At 65.0% G+C, this 21,112-nt stretch carries 16 protein-coding genes and 1 pseudogene; 5 read left to right on the forward strand and 12 right to left on the reverse strand.

Translation table 11 applies throughout. The features are described from left to right. Positions 1-2: 2 nt before the first annotated feature. The 7 genes and pseudogenes from E1742_RS13745 to hemH form a co-directional block, all read right to left on the reverse strand. A complete protein-coding gene (locus E1742_RS13745; RefSeq protein ID WP_134385485.1) occupies positions 3-1,526 on the reverse strand; it encodes a UdgX family uracil-DNA binding protein in 1,524 nt (507 codons plus the stop codon). Next, positions 1,523-2,755: a putative DNA modification/repair radical SAM protein gene (locus E1742_RS13750; protein WP_134385486.1), complete on the reverse strand. Its 1,233-nt coding sequence runs from the start codon at positions 2,753-2,755 to the stop codon at positions 1,523-1,525. Before E1742_RS13750 ends, E1742_RS13745 begins: the two co-directional genes overlap by 4 nt. 161 nt (positions 2,756-2,916) lie before the next feature. Further along, on the reverse strand, positions 2,917-3,597 hold the full coding sequence (gene can, locus E1742_RS13755; RefSeq protein WP_134385487.1) for a carbonate dehydratase: 681 nt from the start codon (positions 3,595-3,597) through the stop codon (positions 2,917-2,919). Positions 3,598-3,763: 166 nt separating this feature from the next. After that, positions 3,764-4,891 carry a molecular chaperone DnaJ gene (gene dnaJ / locus E1742_RS13760; protein ID WP_134385488.1) on the reverse strand — a complete coding sequence of 376 codons (1,128 nt, stop codon included), beginning with the start codon at positions 4,889-4,891 and terminating at the stop codon, positions 3,764-3,766. A gap of 123 nt (positions 4,892-5,014) precedes the next feature. Beyond that, positions 5,015-6,988, reverse strand: a pseudogene (dnaK, locus tag E1742_RS13765) (molecular chaperone DnaK); the annotation flags it as partial. A 72-nt stretch (positions 6,989-7,060) separates the two neighbouring features. Next, the gene (gene grpE / locus E1742_RS13770; RefSeq protein ID WP_134385490.1) at positions 7,061-7,615 is read right to left on the reverse strand and encodes a nucleotide exchange factor GrpE; all 555 of its coding nucleotides are present in this window, start codon (positions 7,613-7,615) and stop codon (positions 7,061-7,063) included. A 287-nt stretch (positions 7,616-7,902) separates the two neighbouring features. Beyond that, entirely contained in the window at positions 7,903-9,012 is a 1,110-nt protein-coding gene (gene hemH / locus E1742_RS13775; protein ID WP_134385491.1) for a ferrochelatase, read from the reverse strand. A gap of 151 nt (positions 9,013-9,163) precedes the next feature. On the opposite strand from hemH, the gene E1742_RS13780 reads away from it, so the two are divergent. Continuing rightward, positions 9,164-9,955, forward strand: a complete 792-nt coding sequence (locus E1742_RS13780; protein WP_134385492.1) for a hypothetical protein — start codon at positions 9,164-9,166, stop codon at positions 9,953-9,955. Between the two features lie 48 nt (positions 9,956-10,003). Here E1742_RS13780 and recN read toward each other — a convergent pair whose 3' ends face one another. The 5 genes from recN to E1742_RS13805 form a co-directional block, all read right to left on the reverse strand. Next, the gene (gene recN, locus E1742_RS13785) at positions 10,004-11,650 is read right to left on the reverse strand and encodes a DNA repair protein RecN (RefSeq protein WP_134385493.1); all 1,647 of its coding nucleotides are present in this window, start codon (positions 11,648-11,650) and stop codon (positions 10,004-10,006) included. Positions 11,651-11,664: 14 nt separating this feature from the next. Next, positions 11,665-12,576 carry an NAD kinase gene (locus tag E1742_RS13790; protein WP_134385494.1) on the reverse strand — a complete coding sequence of 304 codons (912 nt, stop codon included), beginning with the start codon at positions 12,574-12,576 and terminating at the stop codon, positions 11,665-11,667. 262 nt (positions 12,577-12,838) lie between these two features. Continuing rightward, the gene (locus tag E1742_RS13795; RefSeq protein WP_166793487.1) at positions 12,839-15,448 is read right to left on the reverse strand and encodes a molybdopterin-containing oxidoreductase family protein; all 2,610 of its coding nucleotides are present in this window, start codon (positions 15,446-15,448) and stop codon (positions 12,839-12,841) included. Next, a complete protein-coding gene (locus E1742_RS13800) occupies positions 15,448-16,128 on the reverse strand; it encodes a 4Fe-4S dicluster domain-containing protein (protein ID WP_134385496.1) in 681 nt (226 codons plus the stop codon). Before E1742_RS13800 ends, E1742_RS13795 begins: the two co-directional genes overlap by 1 nt. A 22-nt stretch (positions 16,129-16,150) precedes the next feature. Then, positions 16,151-17,071 carry a DUF3667 domain-containing protein gene (locus E1742_RS13805; protein ID WP_229465957.1) on the reverse strand — a complete coding sequence of 307 codons (921 nt, stop codon included), beginning with the start codon at positions 17,069-17,071 and terminating at the stop codon, positions 16,151-16,153. A gap of 152 nt (positions 17,072-17,223) precedes the next feature. On the opposite strand from E1742_RS13805, the gene E1742_RS13810 reads away from it, so the two are divergent. The 4 genes from E1742_RS13810 to E1742_RS13825 all read left to right on the forward strand — a co-directional run bounded on the left by E1742_RS13810 (position 17,224) and on the right by E1742_RS13825 (position 21,060). Then, positions 17,224-17,505: a hypothetical protein gene (locus E1742_RS13810; protein ID WP_134385498.1), complete on the forward strand. Its 282-nt coding sequence runs from the start codon at positions 17,224-17,226 to the stop codon at positions 17,503-17,505. Positions 17,506-17,536: 31 nt separating this feature from the next. Further along, positions 17,537-18,838: a PQQ-dependent sugar dehydrogenase gene (locus tag E1742_RS13815; protein WP_371860151.1), complete on the forward strand. Its 1,302-nt coding sequence runs from the start codon at positions 17,537-17,539 to the stop codon at positions 18,836-18,838. Positions 18,839-19,234: 396 nt separating this feature from the next. After that, positions 19,235-20,134: a hypothetical protein gene (locus tag E1742_RS13820; RefSeq protein WP_134385499.1), complete on the forward strand. Its 900-nt coding sequence runs from the start codon at positions 19,235-19,237 to the stop codon at positions 20,132-20,134. A 20-nt stretch (positions 20,135-20,154) separates the two neighbouring features. Then, positions 20,155-21,060 carry a hypothetical protein gene (locus E1742_RS13825; RefSeq protein ID WP_134385500.1) on the forward strand — a complete coding sequence of 302 codons (906 nt, stop codon included), beginning with the start codon at positions 20,155-20,157 and terminating at the stop codon, positions 21,058-21,060. Positions 21,061-21,112 lie beyond the last annotated feature (52 nt).

Here is a 21,112-nt window from a genome sequence, read left to right on the forward strand (position 1 = left end):
GATTACTCCGGCGTCTCGCCGTCCGCCAGGCGCTGCGCCAGCTTCAGCGCCGCGACAATCGCGGCCACCGCTTCGTGCCGCGCCTCGGCGCTTGGCACGCGCAGCGCATAGGACGGGTGGTAGGTAACGACGACCCAGCGCCCTTCATGCCGGAACGGTTTGCCGATATGGTCCTTCATCGTCACGCTGCCCGACTGCAGGATCGATTTCAGCGCCGTGCTGCCCAGGGCTACGAGGACTTCGGGCTTGACGGTTTCCAGCTCCGTCTCCAGCCAGTAGTGGCACGCCATCACTTCCTTCTGTGCCGGCGTCTTGTGCAGGCGGCGCTTGCCGCGCGGCTCCCACTTGAAGTGTTTGACCGCATTCGTAATGTAGATCTTCCTGCGGTCCATAGCCGCTTCGTCCATGGCCTTGTCCAGCAACGCGCCGGCCGGGCCGACGAACGGCTTGCCGGCCAGGTCCTCCTGGTCGCCCGGCTGCTCGCCCACCAGCATGATCTTCGCGTGATGCACGCCCTGCCCGGCCACGGCCTGCGTGGCGTTCTGCCACAGGTCGCAGCGGCGGCAGTCGTCCAGCGAGCTGGGTTGCTGACGCTCCGGCGCCGCCTTTTCCGGGGCGATGGGAATGGTCGTGCCGGTGCGCTTGCCGACCGTATCGAGCTGGCCCACCTTGCGCGCGCCCGCGGCAGCCTGCGACACCATGTGCGGCACGACGGCCGCCTCGGGCAAATTCTTCCAGAAGCGCGAGCGGATGTGACCGTGCATGGTCCCCGCGTTCAGCCGGGCCGGGTTGAAGATGGAGCGGTAGTACGTCAGCCACAGCGCTTCGCCGCTGTCCTCGACATCCGCCGCGCTGCGCATCAGCGGGCCAGTCGCATGCAGCGTGCTGCCATCCCACGCCACCGTGGCATCGGGCGTGCCGATCATCCAGCTGATCTTGCCCATGCGCCTGGCGAAGTGCTGGGCGACCTGCGGCAGCACGTCATGCGCCGGTTCGAACCACGCGACGAAGCGCGGGTCGCCTGCTTCGGGCGGCCGTTCGCGAAAGCGCAGGTAGGCATGCATGTCGTGTTCTTCGTGCCGCACGGCCTTGACCATGTGCTGCAGGCGGGCGCCGTCTTCGTCTGCCATCGACAGGATCTCCTGTTGTCCCAGTTGCCAGCGCCACAGCACCTTGTACAGGAAGCCCCAGCGGTCCGGGGCACGGTAACAGGCGGCGCCTTGCAGCATCTCCATCAACGCGCGCGGAATACGCGGCGGCGGCGCTGGCGGCTGGTCCAGCAGATCGGCCGGCAGTGCCGGGACCAGGCCCGTGTTGGCCGCGCTGAGCAGGTCGCCACCCGCGTGCTGCGTGCCGGACCATTGTACGGATTCAGGGGGGATCCGGCGCACGATCAGGTCGCGCGCGGCGGTGCGGAAGTCGCCGAACGATTCGACAGGGATGGGGTGGCCGGCGATTGCCAGCGCGACGGCGTCGACGGGCGCCGCGGTCTCGTCGGCGTCGCCCGGCTCGCCGTCGATGCTCATGCGGCCTGCAGCTCCGGCCATAAGGGCATCTGCTGTTGCTGCACATCGGCCATTGACCGGCGCAGCGCATCGGACGGCGTGGTATCGCGCGCGGGACGATAGTCGGCCGTGACGATGAAGGGCGCGATCTTCTTCATGCTGCATTTGAGGCGGGCGAGGTCGGCATAGCGCACCTGGCGCATGCGCCGCAGCTCGACGATGCGCTTGGCATTGCGCAGCCCGATGCCGGGGATGCGCGCGATCATGGCCGGCTCCGCGCGATTGAGGTCCATCGGGAAGTGTTCGCGGTTGGCCAGCGCCCACGCCAGTTTCGGGTCGATGTCCAGCGCCAGGTTGCCGGACGTCGGCAGCAGCTCGTTGACCTGGAAACCATAGCTGCGCAGCAGGAAGTCGGCCTGGTACAGGCGGTGCTCGCGCAGCATCGGCGGCGGTGCCAGTGGCACCGATTTCGGACTTTGCGGGATGGGGCTGAACGCCGAGTAGTAGACGCGCTTCAGTTTATAGCTGCCGTACAGCGTTTCGGCCGTCGTCAGGATGCGCTGGTCGTCGCTGGCATCGGCGCCGACGATCATCTGCGTGCTCTGTCCCGCCGGCGCGAACTTCGGCGCCTTCGGTTCCGCTTCCTTCTCGTCCAGCTTCAGGCGGATATTGCCCATGGCGAGCTTGATCGTGTGGACGTTTTTCTCGGGCGCCAGGCGCTGCACGCTGTCCTGCGTGGGCAGTTCGATATTCACGGACAGGCGGTCGGCATAGCGGCCGGCCGCGTCGATCAGCGCCGGATCGGCGTCCGGAATCGTCTTCAGGTGGATGTAGCCGCGGAACTGGTGCACCTCGCGCAGCTCGCGCGCGATCGCCACCAGCTGCTCCATCGTGTAGTCGGCCGACTGGATGATGCCGGAACTGAGGAACAGGCCGTCGATGTAATTGCGCAGGTAGAAATCGACCGTCAGCTTGACGACTTCGTCGACGGTAAAGCGGGCGCGGGGAACGTTCGAGGTACGCCGGTTGACGCAATACTGGCAGTCGTAGATGCAGAAATTCGTCAGCAGGATCTTCAGCAGCGAGACGCAGCGGCCATCGGGCGTATAGCTGTGGCAGATGCCCATGCCGTTGGTCGCGCCAATGCCATCCTTGCCTTCCGACGAGCGCTTGGGCGCCCCACTGCTGGCGCACGACGCGTCGTATTTGGCCGCGTCGGCGAGGATTTCCAGTTTGTCGATCAGTTCCATGGCGGCGCCTTGACTGTATAGGCATACAGTATACCTGAGTTGTGGGTCAGGTTTGCGTCACACGAGTGATGTGCCGGTGCAAAGCCGGGTCACTGGAGAAAATTCCAAAAATCGGGCACAGTCCCCGATTTTTGGAAATATTGTCCGGCAGAGACGGTTCGTTACTCCGCAGCAGCCGCATTGTAGGCCGCCAGCCGGTTTGCCAGCCGTGGCGCCAGTTCCTCGTGGCTGCTGACGCGCATGCCCAGATCGTGGAGGAGGCCGTCCTTCAGGCCGTACACCCAGCCATGCACGCTGAGAGGCTGGCCGCGGTCCCACGCGTCGCGCACAATGGTGGTGGAGCAGACGTTGACGACCTGTTCGACCACGTTCAGCTCGCACAGCTTCTCGCTGCGCTTCTGCTCGTCCAGCACGGTGCCCAGATAGCGTTCGTGCTTCTGGCTGACGTCCTGCACGTGGCGCAGCCAGTTGTCGACGAGCCCGACGCGGGCGCCGGTCAGCGCGGCATGCACGCCCTTGCAGCCATAGTGTCCGACGATGATGACGTGTTTCACCTTCAGCACCTCGATGGCAAACTGCAGCACGGAGAGGCAGTTCAGGTCGGAGTGCACGACGACGTTGGCGATATTGCGATGGACGAACACGTCGCCGGGCAGTAGGCCCAGCAGTTCATTTGCGGGAACGCGGCTGTCGGAGCAGCCGATCCACAGATACTCGGGCGATGCCTGATTGGCCAGTCGCTGAAAAAACTCCGGATCGCGCTCGACCATCGAATCGGCCCAGCGGCGGTTATTGTTCAGCAGATTTTGCAGGTCGGACGGGCTATCGATTTGGTCGCTCATAATATTCCTCTCAGACATGACAAAGCCGCCAATCGCCTCACGGCAAAGGGCGGCCGATGGGAAGCAGGCGGTAGTTTACCCGATGCTGGTGACAGGCCCCTGTTCCCGGACGCTTTTCCCGGAAATAGGAGCCTGTCACCGGTTTTCCTGGCTCCCCGGGAACTACTTACTCAAAAAAGTCTTTGACCTTATCCATCCACGACTTCGACTGCGGGCTGTGCTTCGAGCCGCCTTCGTTGGTCGCGCGGTCGAACTCGCGCAGCAGTTCCTTCTGCTTTTCCGTCAGCTTGACCGGCGTTTCGACGGCCACGTGGCAGAACAGGTCGCCCGGGTAGCCGGAGCGCACGCCCTTGATGCCCTTGCCCTTCAGACGGAACGTCTTGCCGGACTGCGTGCCTTCAGGAACGGTGAACGACACCTTGCCGGACAGCGTCGGCACTTCGATTTCGCCGCCCAATGCCGCCTTGGCAAACGAGATCGGCATCTCGCAGTGCAGGTCGTCGCCTTCGCGCTGGAATACCGGGTGCGGCTTGATGTGGATCTCCACATACAGGTCGCCCGGCGGCCCGCCGTTGGTTCCGGGTTCGCCGTTGCCGGACGAGCGGATGCGCATGCCGTTGTCGATACCGACGGGGATCTTCACTTCCAGCGTCTTGTTGCGCTTGATGCGGCCCTGGCCGGAGCAGGACGGGCATGGTTCCGGAATGATCTTGCCGGTGCCGTGGCACTTCGGGCACGTCTGCTGGATGCTGAAGAAGCCCTGCTGCATGCGCACCTGGCCGTGTCCGCCGCAGGTCGAGCACGTGACGGGCGACGTGCCCGGCTTGGCGCCGGAGCCGTGGCAGGTATCGCACTTGTCCCAGGACGGCACGCGGATCGTCGTGTCGAAGCCGTGCGCGGCCTGCTCCAGCGTGATCTCCAGGTTGTAGCGCAGGTCGGCGCCGCGGTAGACCTGGGGTCCGCCGCCGCGACGGCCGCCGCCACCACCGAAGATATCGCCAAAGATGTCGCCAAACGCGTCGCCGAAGCCGCCCGCGCCGCCGAAGCCACCGCCGCCGCCCATGTTCGGATCGACGCCGGCGTGGCCGTAACGGTCATACGCTTCGCGTTTTTCCGGATTGGACAGCATCTCGTAGGCTTCCTTCGCCTCCTTGAACTTTTCTTCCGCTTCCTTGTTATCCGGATTGCGGTCCGGATGGTATTTCATCGCCAGCTTGCGATAGGCCTTCTTGATCTCGTCGTCCGAGGCATTCTTTGCCAGACCGAGAATCTCGTAAAAATCACGCTTTGCCATAGGGAGGCACCTTGCTTACAGAACTGATACCGATTATGCGAAAAAGCCGAGCGGGCCCCGTGGGTACGGCAGCTCCGCTCGGCGGGTCAGGACATCAGCCGACCGAAGTTGGCTGACTCAGGCTTACTTGTTGTCCTTGACTTCCTTGAAGTCGGCGTCGACCACGTCGTCCTGCTGCGCACGCGCATCGGCGCCAGGCTGCTGCTGGCTACCGGCCGCGCCGGCATCGGCACCACCGCCTGCTGCCTGCTGCGCCTGCATGTCGGCGTACATCTTCTCGCCCAGCTTCTGCGCCGCTTCCGTCAGGGTGGCGATCTTGGCGTCGATCGTGGCCTTGTCGCCCGACTTGATCGAGCCTTCCAGATCCGTGATCGCCGCTTCGATCTTCTCTTTCTCGCCGGCGTCCAGCTTGTCGCCGTATTCGGTCAGGGACTTGCGGGTCGAGTGCACCAGCGCGTCGGCCTGGTTGCGCGACTCGGCCAGTTCCTTGACCTTCTTGTCTTCGTCGGCATTCAGTTCGGCGTCCTTCACCATCTTCTGGATTTCCTCTTCCGACAGGCCGGAGTTGGCTTTGATGGTGATCTTGTTTTCCTTGCCGGTGGCCTTGTCCTTCGCGCCCACGTGCAGGATGCCGTTGGCGTCGATGTCGAAGGTCACTTCGATCTGTGGCGTACCGCGTGCTGCCGGCGGGATGCCTTCCAGGTTGAATTCGCCCAGCGCCTTGTTGCCGGCGGCGATTTCACGCTCGCCCTGGTAGACCTTGATGGTCACGGCAGGCTGGTTGTCGTCGGCGGTCGAGAACACTTGCGAGAACTTGGTCGGGATCGTCGTGTTCTTGTGGATCATCTTCGTCATCACGCCGCCCAGCGTTTCGATACCCAGCGACAGCGGGGTCACGTCCAGCAGCAGCAGGTCCTTGCGGTCGCCCGACAGCACGGCGCCCTGGATGGCGGCACCGACAGCGACGGCTTCGTCAGGGTTCACGTCCTTGCGTGGATCCTTGCCGAAGAATTCCTTCACTTTTTCCTGCACCTTCGGCATACGGGTCATGCCGCCGACCAGGATGATGTCGTCGATATCGGAGACCTTGACGCCGGCGTCCTTGATGGCGGTGCGGCATGGCTCGATCGTGGCGGAGATCAGTTCTTCCACCAGCGATTCCAGCTTGGCGCGGGTCATTTTGAGGTTCAGGTGGACCGGCGCGCCGTTCGCCATGGCGATGTACGGCTCGTTGATCTCGGTCTGCTGCGACGACGACAGTTCGATCTTCGCGCGCTCGGCCGAAGCCTTGATGCGCTGCAGGGCAATCGGATCCTTCTTCAGGTCCAGGCCATTGATCTTCTTGAATTCGTCGATGATGTAGTCGATCACGCGCTGGTCGAAGTCTTCGCCGCCCAGGAACGTGTCGCCGTTGGTCGACAGCACTTCGAACTGCTTCTCGCCATCCACGTCGGCGATTTCGATGATCGAGATGTCGAACGTGCCGCCACCCAGGTCATACACGGCGATCTTGCGGTCGCCCTTGTCGGTCTTGTCCAGGCCGAATGCCAGCGCAGCGGCGGTCGGCTCGTTGATGATGCGCTTGACGTCCAGGCCGGCGATACGGCCGGCGTCCTTCGTTGCCTGACGCTGCGAGTCGTTGAAGTAAGCAGGCACCGTGATGACGGCTTCCGTCACTTCTTCGCCCAGGTAGTCCTCGGCGGTCTTTTTCATCTTGCGCAGCACTTCCGCAGAAATCTGCGGTGGCGCCAGTTTCTTGTCGCGCACGCCGATCCATGCGTCGCCGTTGTCGGCCTTGGTGATTTCGTAAGGCATCAGGGAGATGTCCTTCTGGACTTCCTTCTCCTGGAACTTACGGCCGATCAGGCGCTTCACCGCGAACAGCGTGTTGCGTGGATTGGTGACGGCCTGGCGTTTCGCCGGCGCGCCGACGAGAATCTCGCCATCTTCCTGGTAAGCGATGATGGACGGCGTGGTCCGCGCGCCTTCCGCGTTCTCGATGACCTTCGGCTGGCCATTTTCCATGATGGCGACGCAGGAGTTGGTGGTGCCCAGGTCAATACCGATCATTTTGCCCATGATTTGTTCTTCCTTAACTTGTGTAGTTTCTGATGTTTGTTATATGCGGAAAATCGTGTTTCTTTTCAAGGGGTTCCAACCCCCGACGATTTATTTTGGCTGGGCAGCCGTCACGATCGCCGGACGCAGCAGGCGGTCGGCAATCATGTAACCCTTCTGCAGCACGGCAACAACGGTATTGGCTTCCTGCTCGGCCGGCACCATGGCCACGGCCTGGTGCTTGTTCGGGTCCAGCTTGTCGCCGGCGGCCGGCACGACTTCCAGCAGACGGTTGCGCTCGAACGCGGCGGTCAGCTGCTTCAGGGTCATCTCGACGCCTTCGCGCAGCGATTCGATCGTGGGCACTTCCACCTTCAACGCCATTTCCAGGCTGTCTTTCACCGGCACCATGGCCTCGGCGAAGCTCTCGACGGCGAATTTGTGCGCCTTGGCCACGTCTTCCTGTGCCCGGCGGCGGATATTGTCGCCTTCAGCCTTGGCACGCAGAAACGCCTCATGCATCTCCGCCAGTTTCGCTTCGGTGGCGGCGAGCTGCTCTTCCAGGCTCGGGGCGGCCTGGGCGGCTGGCTCGGCGGGAGTCGAAGGCTGGGCGGATGCCAGTTCCTCATCGGGATTAGGGCTGGCCTGATTTTCCTGATCTTGCATCTATAGACTCCTACAATCTGTTGTTAGACATTGCCGGAGAGCGCCATTTCGCTGCCGCTTCCTCCGTTGCACTGGCCGCATATGGGCCTATCCCCTACCTTTTCAAGGGTTATTGTGCGCCCTTGTCTACCCGGTAGCGCACATTGTGCGCAGGTTGGCAGGCCTTTCATGGGCGCGCGACAACCTGGGGTGAATGCCCGCAACTGAATATTTTAACAGGCTGGCACTCCTCCCCGGCAAGTGCTAACAACACTTGCCAGTGACAACTATGCAACAGCTGGGAGAGGTTACTGAAGCGCGCCTTTGGCCAGCGCCGCTTCCCTGCCCTGGTCGGCATCGAGCTGACGCTGCGCGCGCTGGGCGGGCGTCATCATTGTCGGCCAGCCGATCATGTGCTGTTCGGCGATCTCGGCCAGGGCCGAAATCCAGTGGGGGCCTTCGTTCAGGCAGGGGATGTACTGGAATTCCTTGCCACCGTTACTGAGGAAGTCGTGGCGCACCTCCATGGCGATTTCCTCCAGCGTTTCCAGGCAGTCGCTGGTGAAGCCGGGGCAGATCACGTCCAGGCGGCGCACGCCATCGCGCGCCAGCTGCGCCACGGTCGGCGCCGTGTAGGGCTGCAGCCATTCGGCCTTGCCGAAACGGGACTGGAACGTGACGAGGTAGTCCTCGGGTTTCAGCTTCAGCCGGGCCGCCAGCAGGCGCGCCGTCTTGTGGCACTCGCAGTGGTACGGGTCGCCCAGCATCAGCGTGCGCTTGGGCACGCCGTGAAAACTCATGATGAGCTTCTCGCCGCGGCCGTGCGTGTCCCAGTGCGCCAGGATGTTCTGGCGCAGCGCCTCGATATAGCCGTCGTGGTCATGGTAATTCTTCACCAGACGCAGTTCGGGAACGTTGCGGATCTTCTTGTAGTGCGCGAACACGGCATCCCAGATCGAACCGGTGGTCGTGCCGGAATACTGCGGGTAGGCGGGAACGATGGCGATGCGGTCGCACCCGTCCTCCTTCAGGCGCGCCAGGACGTCGGGCAACGACGGCGAGCCGTAGCGCATCGCCATCGCCACGATGACGTCGCCGTGGCCGCGCTCGTTCAGCGCCTCGTGCAGCAGCATGGCCTGGTTGCTGGTGTGCACGCGCAGCGGCGAGCCGTCGCGCGTCCAGATCGACGCGTATTTCTTGGCCGATGCGCCGGAGCGGAACGGCAGGATGATCCCATGCAGGATGAACCACCAGATCGCCCGCGGAATCTCGACGACGCGCGGGTCGGACAGGAACTGTTTCAGATAACGCCGCACGGCGCCACGGGTGGGGGCGTCCGGCGTGCCCAGATTGACGAGCACGACGGCGCTGCGGCTGACCGTGCCGTGCTGGTGGGGAGGTTCTTTGGCGAAAGGCATGGCTGTTGTTGTGATGGGCGAGGGAAATACAGAAAGCCATTATATGCGGCCCTCATCCGGACCGCTGCCCTGCTTACCGCTGGAATAATCCGGCCGTTGTATTATATTGTTGGCAACAACAGCAATATATTTTCCAGACAGGGTAATCAACATGACGGGTGTCCATTATTCCCGGCTGGCGGTCGTGACGCGGGTTGCAGCGGCGACGGCCCTGGCCGCCATCGCGCTGCAGGCCAGCGCGCAGAATGCCGTGCTGACGCAGGACGGCCATACGTTTTCCTACCAGGAGCGCATCGAAACGGCGGTGGGCGACCTGCACGGCGAAGTCGTCGGCACGATCCACATCACGCGCGAGGATGGGCAGGTCCTCGTGTACGAAGAAGACACCGCGCTGCGGCCCGGCTGCGGCGACGAGCCGGCCGTCGAATATCTCGGTGGCGATTTCGTGGCGCTGTGCGGTCACCTGGGCGGGCGGCATTACACGAAAACCGTGTTCCGGCTGGCGCCCGAACCCACGCCGCTGGCCCAGCTCGACTTTTTCGATACGCCCGCCCCCATCGGCCTGGACCGCAAGGGCGTCCTGCGCACTCGCGTACTGCGCCGCGACGTGTTCCGCGGCGTCACGGGACCGGTGTATTTCCCGTACGTCCACACGTTGGACGGCGCCGCCGCGCAACCCGTCTTTGCCCCGGATTTCAGCGCCAGCGCGCGGCCGATCTATCTGGATTACTACGAGACGCTGCGCCGCGAAGAACAGCCGGCGGAACATTACCGCGAGATGGCAGCCGCGCTGGTGGCGGCCGGCGACGTGCGCTTTGCGTGCCGGGAGCTGGGCGAGCTGAAGCGGGCATTGCCGGCGTCGGTCGACTTGCGGCAGTGGTTGCGGACATTGCCACAGGGTGGCTATCCGGTGTTTGACGTTCGACGTTGCAAGGACATCTGAGCTGCCGGGAACCGGCACCATTGCAGGATTGGTGCCGGTCGCAATTGCCTACAGCGCCAGCAACTCCCGCGCATGCTTGCGCGTGGTGGCGGTGATCTCCAGCCCGCCCAGCATCCGCGCCACTTCTTCCACGCGGGCCTTGGCGTCCAGCACTTCGATGCGCGACGCGGTCTTGCCGTTTTCCAGCGTGCTTTTCGCCACCTGGAAGTGGCTGTTGCCCTGGCTGGCCACCTGCGGCAAGTGCGTGACGCACAGCACCTGCCGCTCCTGCCCCAGGCGCTTCAGCAGCCGCCCCACCACCTCGGCGACGCCGCCGCCGATGCCGCTGTCGACTTCGTCGAAGATCAGCGTCGGTACGGTTGTCGCGTGCGACGTGATGACGGAGATCGCCAGCGAAATGCGCGCCAGTTCGCCGCCCGACGCCACCTTGGCAAGTGGCCGCGGCACGACGCCGGCGTGGCCGGCCACCATGAACTCGACCTGCTCCAGCCCTTTCGCGGACGGCTCGGCCGGGTGCAGCGCCACCTCGAAGCGCCCGCCCGTCATGTTCAGGTCCTGCATCGCCTGCGTCACCGCGTCGCTCAGCGAGCGGGCCGCCGCGGCGCGCGTGGCAGACAGCTGTCCGGCCACGGCCATGTATTCGGCCTTGAGCTTGCCTTCCTGCTTGCGCAGCCCTTCCATATCCGTCGCGTCCGCCAGCTGCGCCAGTTGCGCGGCCAGGCGCGCGTGCTCGGCCGGCAGTTCGTCCGCATCGACGCGGAACTTGCGCGCCGCCGAGTGCAGCGCTTCCATCCGCGCATCGACCTGGCGCAGCCGGTCCGGGTCCAGTTCCACCCGGTCCAGGTACGTGTTCAGCGCATACACCGATTCCTGCAACTGGATGCGCGCCGACTCGATCAGGTCGACGACGGGCTGCAGCTCCGCATCCACCGACACCAGCTTGGTCAGCTTCTGGTTCAGCGACGCCAGTTGCGACACGATCGGCTGCTCGTCCGATTCCGAGATCACGGACAGCGCCTCCTGTGCGCCTTCCAGCAGGCTGGCCGCATGCGACAGCCGGCTGTGCTCGTTGCCGATCTCGCTCCACTCGCCCGGTTTCGCGGCCAGCTTGTCCAGCTCGCCCACCTGCCATTCCAGGCGCTCGCGCTCCAGCAGCACGTTGGCCGCGTTGGTCTCGAATTCCTCCAGCTGCTTCGCCACCGCGCGCCATGCCTTGTACGCCAGCGCCACGTCGCGCACGTTGGCGCCGGCCTGGTTGTCCAGCAACTCGCGCTGCGCATCCGTCTTCAGCAGCGACTGGTGCGCGTGCTGGCCGTGGATGTCCACCAGCAGGTCGCCCAGCTCGCGCAGCTGCGCGGCCGTGGCGGCGATACCGTTGATGTAGGCCTTCGAGCGCCCCGCGTTGTCGATCACGCGGCGCAGCAGCGCGCCGCCGTCCTCCGACGTGAACTCGTGCGCATCGAGCCAGGCTTGCGCCCCCGCCGTCACGGCGAAGTCGGCCGTGATGTCGGCCCTGGGCGCGCCTTCCCGCACGACGGATGCGTCGCCGCGGCCGCCCAGCGCCAGGGTCAGCGCGTCGATCAGGATCGACTTGCCGGCCCCCGTTTCGCCCGTAAACACCGTGAAGCCGGCGGTAAATTCCAGTTCAATTACATCGACAATGACGAAGTCGCGGATGGACAGTGTACGAAGCATAGGTTCCAGATTGATCAGATTTTCCCGTCGCTGGACGGGTACTCGTTCCAGTGCAGCTTGTTGCGCAGCGTGTTGTAGTAGCTCCAGCCTTCAGGGTGCAGGAAGGTGATCGTGTGCGGCGAGCGGCGGATGTGGATGCGGTCCTGCGGCTGCAGGCTGGCGAACGTCTGCATGTCGAAGTTCACCGTGATGTCGCGCCCGCGCATGATCTCGATGACGATCTCGCTCGAATCGGGCAGCACGATCGGCCGGTTCGACAGCGCGTGCGGCGCGATCGGCACCAGCACGATGCCCCCCAGCGTGGGATGCAGCAGCGGTCCGCCCGCCGACAGCGCATACGCCGTCGACCCCGTCGGCGTCGAGACGATCAGGCCGTCCGAACGCTGGTTGTACATGAAATGCTCGTCCACATCCACGCGCAGTTCCGCCATCCCCGCTCCCGCCCCGCGCGAGACGACGACGTCGTTGACGGCCAGCCCGATATGGATCGGCTTGCCGTCGCGCAGCACCCGCCCTTCCAGCAAGGTGCGGCGCTCCGCCTTGTGCTCCCCCGCCAGGATCTTGCTCAGCACGGGCAGCATGCCTTCCAGCGGAATATCCGTCATGAAGCCCAGCCGGCCCTGGTTGATACCGATCAGCGGCACCTCGAACGGTGCCAGCTGGCGGGCGATCCCCAGCATCGTGCCATCGCCGCCCATGACGATGGCAACGTCGGCCTTCTCGCCGATGCCTTGCGGGCTCATCGACGGAATCTCCGGCATGTTCAGGTGCGCGGCCGTTTCCGTTTCAAACACCACGCTGTAGCCGCCCTCCTGCAGGAAGCCGAGCACATGGCGCACGGAATCCTCGATGCCGGCCGTGTTGGGACGGACAACCAGCGCGATCGTGTTGTAAATGGGTGGCACAGCGGCAGGCGTGGCGGACATAAATACTCAGCAGTTCATATAGGAGCGGCAAAACCGGAAGGCAAACCGGCAGCCATCCCCGGGTGGCGACACGCCGAAGAGTAAACCATTCCCCGTTCTTCTGCCATTGCCGCCGTTGCCGAACCGTTGCCAAACCATTGCCGAACCGTTGCCCAACCGTTGCACCACCGTCCTCCGGCACGGCACGACGATAAAATACTGTATATTTGACCAGTATAAGTGCAGCGCGACAGAACCGCAAGCGCCGTCCTGCCACATTGCATCAGGCCCGCGTTTTACGCGGCTTGCGCACGCTGCACACCGTATCGAACCACGACTGCATGCCCACCAGCGGTTGCGGGTTAATCGGCAGCAACGCGTTGATGTTGACCCCGTTACCGCGGCCGCCGCGGCGTTCGTCCCACCAGACCAGCGCGTCGAGGTCATCGACTGCCGGCGCCGGCCCGAACGCCTGCGCCGCGCCCGGCCCAATGCCGCGCGCCGCCACGTCGGCGCGCCGGCCGCTGACGCCCTGCGCGGCGCGCCCGCCGCTGACCCAGCCGAGCGAATTGGAAACGGCCAGGACACGCGGGTGGATCGCATCCGTCACGAACACCTTCACTGTCGCCGTGCCGATTTTCCCGCCCGTGCCGCGCCATGCCTGGCCGTCCGCGACGGGGCGATACGTCGTCAGTTCGACGGTGTCGCCCGTGCGCACGCCCAGCCGCCGCGCCACGCTCGTGTGCATCCACATCGGGTTGTCGTGCACGATCTCGCTCAGGTATTTCTGCGACGCCGTGCGGCCCTGCGTGTGCACGTTCCACTTGAACGTCGTCAGGATGAACCGGTCGGCGCCCAGGCCCTCGTGCGACGGGATGGCGTGATAGGACGGCATGCCGTCGTCAAGCAGCCCCAGCTTCGCCGCCACCGCGCGCACCTCGGGCGCGAGGATCTCGAAGCGGCGCGACGGCGTGGCAAAACCGCGCACCGCCTTGCCATCGACGACCAGCCCCGCCGGCTTGCCGTCCGCCTTGCGCACGATGCCGGCTTCGACATGCGTGTCTTCCAGCTGCTTCGCCGTCAGCGGCTTGCGGTACGCCTCGTAAGGCTTCGGCTGACTGGTATCGACGTATACGCCGTAGTGCTTCATGTACTCGAAACCGTCGGCGAAACGCCGGCCGTCCGGGCCCGCTGTCGGCAGCTTCGCGCACTGCGCACGCACGAACGCTTCATGGTTCCCGAACTGGAAGTAGCGCGCCTGTGCGGGGCCGAGCCGGCGGCCGATCTCGAACAGGCTGTCGGCAAAGCTGACCGCCTCTCCCGGCGGCGCCACGACCGGCTGGCGCAACGTCACGTAATGCTGCAGTTCCAGGTTGTTGCGGATGTCCAGGCCCCAGCGCTCCAGGTACGTGGCATCGGGCAGGATCATGTCGGCGTAATGCGCCATTTCGGAATAGACGATATCCGAGCAGACGTGGAAGGGAATCAGCTTCTCGTCGCGCAGCACCTCGACCGTCGTGCTGCGCCCTTCCGGCCACGTCATCGGCGCGGCCAGCGTGTAGCTGATGTAGACGTCCACCTTCGCCCGTCCCTCGCGCAGGAAGTCGTACACCACCTGGCCTACCTTCATCTTCTGCCAGCGGTTCGCCAGCGGCCACTCGGGCGGGTCTTCCAGGTCGGTGCGGATCTTCACGGGCGGCGGCGCCGGCTGCGGCTGAGGATAGCGCGACGCGGACAGCTTTTCCTCCAGTCCGTAACAGTAGCCGCCGGGCCGGGCGATCGAGCCCACCAGCGCATTGAGCATGACGACGGCACGCTCGGCGTTGAAGCCGTTGTAGTGCGCTCCGGTGCCGCGATTGGTGAACGCGACGGCGGCGGGCCGCTGCCCGGCGAACTCCAGCGCCAGCCGCTCGATATCGTCGGCCATGATGCCCGACAGTTTCGACGCCCACCCCGGCGTGCACGGCGCCAGCCATGTGCGGATCGCATCGAGACCGGGCTGCACGAAATTGTCCACGAACTCGGCGTCGAAGACATTCTCGCGCACGATCACGTGAGCCATCGCCAGCGCCAGCGCGCCCTCGGTGCCGGGGAACGGCTGATGCCACTCGTCGCTGCGCCCCGCCGTATTGGACATGCGCACGTCGAACGTCACCAGCTTGGCGCCGTGGTCGAAGCGCGCCTTGACGACCCGATTGACGAGGTGCAGGCCGCCCTGGTGCGCTTCGTAGAAGTTGGCCCCGAAGTTGAGGAAGTAGCGGCAGCGTTCCGCGTCGATCGATTCCCAGTCCGTCTCGCCCAGCGACACGTAATTGGCCGCGCGCTTGTTCGACGAGCACAGGGCGCGGTGATTCAGCTGCACCGGCGAGCCGATGGCGCCGAGGAAGCGGTTGATCTCGGCGTCGATACGCGAACGACCCTGGTGCAGCGCCACGCGCTCCGGATGGCCGGCGTCGATGCTGGCGCGGATGCGGCGTGCGATCTCGTCGTAGGCTTCGTCCCAGCCGATGCGCTGCCATGTTCCTTCGCCGCGGGCACCCACGCGCTTCAATGGATACAGCAGGCGCTCCGGATAGTCGTTGATGGTCGGGCCGCTCTGGCCCTTGGCGCACGTCATGAACGAGTTGGCCATGTTCGGATCGCGCGGGTTGCCGCGGATCTTGATGACCTTGTTGTCCTGCACGAACGCCTCGATGCCGCAGACCGTCGAGCAGTTCAGGCAGACGGTCGTCACGCGTTTTGCCGTGCCGTAGTCGTTGCGCACCTTGCGCTGCGTGCCGTCGACCAGCGGCCGGTACGTCAGCGCCTGCGCCGGCGCCAGTTCGATCAGTTCCCCCAGCCCGAGGCCGGCCAGCGCGGCGATGCCGCGCGCGATAAAGGTACGGCGCTCCATCAGCGTTCCTCCGCCCAGCGGTCGATCTCGTACGAGAACGGGTCGTGGTTGCGCCCCTTCGGGATCTTGCGTTCGGCCGCGCGCGGCACCACGCCGCCCAAGCCGCGGTACTGCACCACGGGCTTCGTCTGCTCTTCCGGCTTGAGGACGGACAGGCTGCCACGGTGGCGCGCGTTGAACACGCTGACGGCGCTGGCCGGGTCGTTCAGGTCGCCGAACGCGAACACGTCGGCCGGGCAGGATTCGACGCAGGCCGGCGCCATGCCCGCGTCGAGCCGGTGCGAACAGAAATCGCATTTGTCGGCGATCTGCGCCACCGGATCGATGTGCAGCGCGCCGTACGGGCACGCCTTGATGCAGTCGCGGCTGCGGTCGCAGTCCGCTTCGACGATGCGCACAATGCCGTCAATACCGCGCTCGATGGCCTCGTTCGGGCAAGCCTTCAGGCACGGCGCATCCTCGCACTGCATGCACAGGGTGGGCAGGAAGGTGCGCTTCATCATCGGCCGCGCCGTGACGGGGTTGGCCGACTGGTAGTCGTGGTAGTACACCTTGGTACGGAAGTGGCCCAGCGAGACGCTGTTCTCCACCTTGCAGGCAACGGAACAGGCGTGACAGCCGATGCAGCGCTCCAGGTCGAGCGCCATGCCCCAGCGCGGGGCGGTCGTAGCGGGATTCAAGATAATGGTTCTTCAGTGTGAATCAGTGGGTGAATGCGACGCCCAGGCCCAGCGCGACGACGACGGCGACCGTCAAGGACAGGCCATGCAGGCCCACCAGCAGCAACCAGCGCCACGCCGTCCCCCAGCCGCTCTTGCGATAGACCCGCCGCATGGACCAGGGCAGGTAGACCAGCAGCCAGCAGAACAGGACGAATTTCAGGAAGCCCTCGGGCATCACGAGGAAGGCGCCGAACAGCACGAACGCAAAGGCATTCGTGTGCAGCGCGAACAGCACGTGCTCGCCGTAGCGGCGGCCCGTGCCCAGGTACAGCAGTTTCAGGTACAGGGCGAACAGCGGCATCAGGCAGAACATCGCGTAGGGCGCATAGCGGAAGAAGCTGGCCCGCAGGATCTCGCTCTTCTGTTGCATGCTCAGGCGGTCAAAGCGATCGATCGACTCGCGCAGCCCCGGCGCCAGCTTTTCCAGCGGCGTCGGCAAGGTCGTGTGGCGCGGCATGTCGGCCGGCAGGTCGTCCGCGTCGCCGATCACCAGCGCGCCCGGCTTCGCGGCCTGCGTTGCGGCAGGCTTGCCGTGGGCATCGTCCCCGGTACTGAACTGCACGACATCGGTGCCGGATAGTTTCATCAGCGCGAAAAACAGGATCGACAGGGACAGGTACAGCCGCAGCGGCTCGACATAACGGCGCCGCCGGCCGGCCAGATACTCGTTGGTCAGCGCGCCGGGACGGAACAGCAGCAGCGCGAGGGTGCGCCACAGGCGTCCCTCCAGCGCCACGTAATGGCCGACGAATTCATGGACGAACTCGCCCAGGCTCGGCATGTGCAGCCGCGTCTCCTGGCCGCAGGCAGCGCAGTAATGGCCGTTCACGGCGGTGCCGCAGTTGCGGCAGCTGGCGGGCACGTCATGGCGTCCGGCCGCTTCGATCGTCGCTGGTTTCAATTCCGGATCCCCTGGTGAAAACGACATGCTACGCATTCCATGCAATAAATGCACCATGACAAGACGGGAAACCAACAGTCCAAGCGCGCGACCGACCCCGTTAATCGTCGATATGATGTGATTCAGTTAAGTTTTTATGGAAGGACACCATCATGACCACTACCAACGACACCTCGCCCAACGAGAAGGACCGCCAGATCAATACCGATGTCGAAGTCGGCGCGACCGGCGGCAAACGGCTGCCGCACGAGCGCGACGAATCGACCGAAGGCGTCCAGCACCAGGGCGGGCGCACTCGCATCGAACAGGCCGCGCGCGATATCGATGCCGGTCTCGTCGATACCGACCTGCGCGAACAGCGCGGCGTGCAAAAGGCGCCACCGGGCAACGGCGACGCCCAAGCCAACCCCCTGCCCACCATCAAGCGCGACTGAACAACGCTGCTGAACCTACGAGAGAGCGTCCATGAATCGCATGATTGCCTGCAGCCTGCTGCTTGCCAGCGGTGCCGCGCTTGCCCAGAATGGCCAGTACCCGGTCGGCTACGGCCCCAACCCGAAGCTTCCGGAACCCGAGAAAAGCCTGATCCCCACGGTCAATGTCGCCCCCGTGGACGTGTGGAAAGGCAATGCGAAGCCCGCCGCCCCGGCCGGCTTTACCGTCACCGCGTATGCACGCGACCTGGCGCACCCGCGCTGGCTCTACGTGCTGCCCAATGGCGACGTGCTGGTGGCCGAGACCAACGCGCCGCCGAAGCCGGAGGACAGCAAGGGCATCAAGGGCAAGATCATGCAGATGCAGATGAAGAAGGCGGGCGCCGTCACGCCGTCCGCCAACCGCATCACGCTGCTGCGCGACGTGGATGCCAACGGCGCCGCGAAAACCCGCTCCGTCTTCCTGAAAAACCTGAATTCGCCGTTCGGCATGACCCTGGTCGGCAAGGATTTTTACGTCGCCAATTCGGACGCCGTCATGCGCTTCCCCTATGAGGAAGGCAAGACCGCCATCACGGCGGCGGGCGCCAAGGTCATGAGCCTGCCGGCCGGGCCGCTGAATCACCACTGGACCAAGAACATCGTCGCCAGTCCGGACGGCAAGTTCCTTTACATGACGGTCGGCTCGAACAGCAATGTCGCGGAAAACGGCATCGACAAGGAGGAAGGCCGCGCCGCGATCTGGGAACTGGAACGCGCCACCGGCAAATCGCGCCTGTTTGCCACGGGCCTGCGCAATCCGAACGGCATGGCGTGGGAGCCGAAGACGAAAGCACTGTGGACGGTCGTCAACGAGCGCGACGAACTGGGCAACGATCTCGTGCCCGACTACATGACGTCGGTCAAGGACGGCGGCTTCTACGGCTGGCCGTACAGCTGGTACGGCCCGAACGTGGACGCGCGCGTCAAGGAACCCCGCCCGGACCTCGTTGCCAAGGCCATCGTGCCCGACTACGCCCTGGGCGCCCATACTGCCTCGCTCGGCCTGACGTTCTATGAAGGCAGCGCTTTCCCCGCCAGCTACCACGGCGGCGCCTTCATCGGCATGCACGGCTCGTGGAACCGCAAGCCGCACAGCGGCTACAAGGTCGTCTTCGTCCCGTTCGCGGACGGCAAGCCGGCCGGCCCGCCGCAGGATTTCCTGACGGGCTTCCTCACCAGGGATGAAAAGGCGGCCGGGCGGCCCGTCGGCGTGGCCGTTGCCAGGGATGGCGCGCTGCTGGTGGCCGACGATGTGGGCAACGTCATCTGGCGGGTGGCCCCGGCGAAATAAGCGTCGCAGCACGCAGTAAGCAATACCCCACGGTCGCGCAAGCGACCGTTTTCGTCCATGTTCCTCGCTTTTTTGCCAAAGAGGAATTCCAATGACACGCATGGTCCTGGCAGCCACTCTGCTGGCCAGCGGGTGCTGCGTCGCTATGGAAGTGTTGGCGCGCCGGGGTCATCCGGTCAGATCGGCACAATCCAGGCGGATCAAGCTGGCAGGGACCAGGCCGGCCTTGCGTCACCGAATAGCGCACGTTCCAGGGCGCAACGGCCACTGACCGAACGCTGTCCGGCATTGGTTGCCAGGATGGGAACAATAGCAGTTGAGCGAAGGCGAGAACACGATCCCGGGCGTCTAAGGCTGAGCCGTGCTATCATGTTGTCTTTTTAGCATGTTTGCCGTATGAAAGTACCTGCCGTTCTCCTGTTGACCGCCACGCTGGCGCTTTCCGGCTGCGCCCGCAATGACAGCGCTGCGACGGATGCGCCCGTCGTTTCCCCCGCCGCGGCCCGTGCCGCCGAGCTGGCGGCCAGCAAGGATCCGTACGCGCCGCTGATGCGGGCGGTGTTTGGCGACGACTATCTGCCGGCCAGGGGCCACGCCGTGGAAGGCATCGGCGACCCCGACACGTTCCAGAAAGCGTATGCGCCGATCTACACGGGCGCCACGTCCACCCGGCTGCCATCGGGCGAGACGGTGCTGGTCGTCACCAGCATGGCGACGGACGAGAACGGCGACGAGAATCCCGCCCTGCCCGATCCTGGCCGGCTCAGCATCTACGTGCTGCGCCAGCAGGGCGGCCAGTGGAACCTGGTGCGCCGGCACGACGACGTGGCGCAGCTGGGCCGCGTCGGCTTCGTCGGGGACTTGCGCTGGGTGATGCCCGGGCAGGGCCGCCCGGTGCTGGCCGTCGAGCACCACGAAAGCGGACAAGGATATCGGGGCACGTGGCTGTCGCTGTTCGATCCGTCGAAAGAGAAAATCGTCGACCTGACCGGCAGCGGCATCATGACGGAGTCCGACAGCACGGGCGCCTGCCCCGCGGCCACCCACTGCTGGAGCGCCAGGGCAACCTGGCGTTTCGAACCGGCCGCAAACGCCGCTGCGTACGACGATCTCGTGCTGACCATCACGGGCGACGAGGACGACGTCGCCGACGATAAAGCCGGTGAGCCATCGGAAGATTCCGACCCCGTGCCCGCGCCGGCGAAGAAGCACTCGCTGGCCGGCACGGCCCGCTACGTGTTCCAGGACGGCAGTTACCGCCTGCGCGATGGCGCGAATACCTTGCCGTCCTTCTGAACTTTTCACTTTCCTACCCTATGAAGACTCTTGCCGCGCCGCTGGTGGCGCTGATCCTTGTTTCCGCCTGCTCGCGCAGGGAACCGCCGGCGCCGCCCGCAGCCGCGCCTGCCCCACAAGCCCCCGTTGCCGCCAAGCCGGCACCCGCCCCTGCCGTCGAAGACCGCTATGCGCCGCTGATGCGTGCCGTGTTCGGCAGTCAGTACCGCAGCGACAAAGGCGATGCGCTGGCGCCGATGCCCGATGCGCACGACCCGGGCACGCGCTCGCCGCTGGTGCTGTCCGGCGTCCAATCGACACAGCTGCCGTCCGGCGAGACGGTGCTGGTCGTCGCGGGCGAACAGGTCGATGAGAACGGCAATGCCGACTCGTCGCATGGCTCGCCGGGCTACCTCAGCCTGTATCTGCTGCGGCAGGAAAACGACCGGTGGGTCGTGCTGCGCAAGCATGAAAATATCGCCGAGCTGGGTTCCCATGGCAAGGTCGGCAGGCTCAGCTGGGTGGAGCTGGGTCCCGGCAAGACCGGCCTCGTGGCCGAACACGGCATGACGGGCCAAGGCACGACTGTCATGCAGCTTGCGCTGTTCGACCCGGCGGCCGGGAAGGTGGCCGACCTGACCGGCGATGGTATTGTCTACCACTACGACGACGAAGGCGGCTGCACCGAAATGCGCGAGCGCTGCGCGAGCAGCGATGCCAAGTGGCGGCTCGATGCCGCCTCGCCGGCCCAACCCTATTTCGATCTTGTGCTCGACATCGAGAGTACAGAACGGGTGGCAAAACCGGGCGCGATGGAAGCCGGACCGAAGGACGGCGCCGACGACATCGAGCGCGACGAGCGGACAACCCGAACCACCGCCCGCTACGGCTTCGTCGACAGTAAATACCGGCTGCGCGAGGGAAGCAATCCGATGGACTCCGAATAGGACCGCCGGCACGCTCTCAGCGGGAGCGGGCGAAAACGCATACAATCGCACC

The organism is Pseudoduganella plicata (assembly GCF_004421005.1).
Lineage (GTDB): Bacteria > Pseudomonadota > Gammaproteobacteria > Burkholderiales > Burkholderiaceae_D > Rugamonas > Rugamonas plicata.

Bases quoted from the DNA above. Each gene is read 5' to 3' on its own strand.
- grpE (WP_134385490.1), bottom strand. From the start codon at position 7,615: ATGCAAGATCAGGAAAATCAGGCCAGCCCTAATCCCGATGAGGAACTG.
- E1742_RS13810 (WP_134385498.1), top strand. From the start codon at position 17,224: ATGACCACTACCAACGACACCTCGCCCAACGAGAAGGACCGCCAGATC.
- E1742_RS13790 (WP_134385494.1), bottom strand. From the start codon at position 12,576: ATGTCCGCCACGCCTGCCGCTGTGCCACCCATTTACAACACGATCGCG.
- can (WP_134385487.1), bottom strand. From the start codon at position 3,597: ATGAGCGACCAAATCGATAGCCCGTCCGACCTGCAAAATCTGCTGAAC.
- dnaJ (WP_134385488.1), bottom strand. From the start codon at position 4,891: ATGGCAAAGCGTGATTTTTACGAGATTCTCGGTCTGGCAAAGAATGCC.
- E1742_RS13825 (WP_134385500.1), top strand. From the start codon at position 20,155: ATGAAGACTCTTGCCGCGCCGCTGGTGGCGCTGATCCTTGTTTCCGCC.
- recN (WP_134385493.1), bottom strand. From the start codon at position 11,650: ATGCTTCGTACACTGTCCATCCGCGACTTCGTCATTGTCGATGTAATT.
- E1742_RS13795 (WP_166793487.1), bottom strand. From the start codon at position 15,448: ATGGAGCGCCGTACCTTTATCGCGCGCGGCATCGCCGCGCTGGCCGGC.
- E1742_RS13780 (WP_134385492.1), top strand. From the start codon at position 9,164: ATGACGGGTGTCCATTATTCCCGGCTGGCGGTCGTGACGCGGGTTGCA.
- E1742_RS13750 (WP_134385486.1), bottom strand. From the start codon at position 2,755: ATGGAACTGATCGACAAACTGGAAATCCTCGCCGACGCGGCCAAATAC.
- hemH (WP_134385491.1), bottom strand. From the start codon at position 9,012: ATGCCTTTCGCCAAAGAACCTCCCCACCAGCACGGCACGGTCAGCCGC.
- E1742_RS13815 (WP_371860151.1), top strand. From the start codon at position 17,537: ATGAATCGCATGATTGCCTGCAGCCTGCTGCTTGCCAGCGGTGCCGCG.
- E1742_RS13820 (WP_134385499.1), top strand. From the start codon at position 19,235: ATGAAAGTACCTGCCGTTCTCCTGTTGACCGCCACGCTGGCGCTTTCC.
- E1742_RS13745 (WP_134385485.1), bottom strand. From the start codon at position 1,526: ATGAGCATCGACGGCGAGCCGGGCGACGCCGACGAGACCGCGGCGCCC.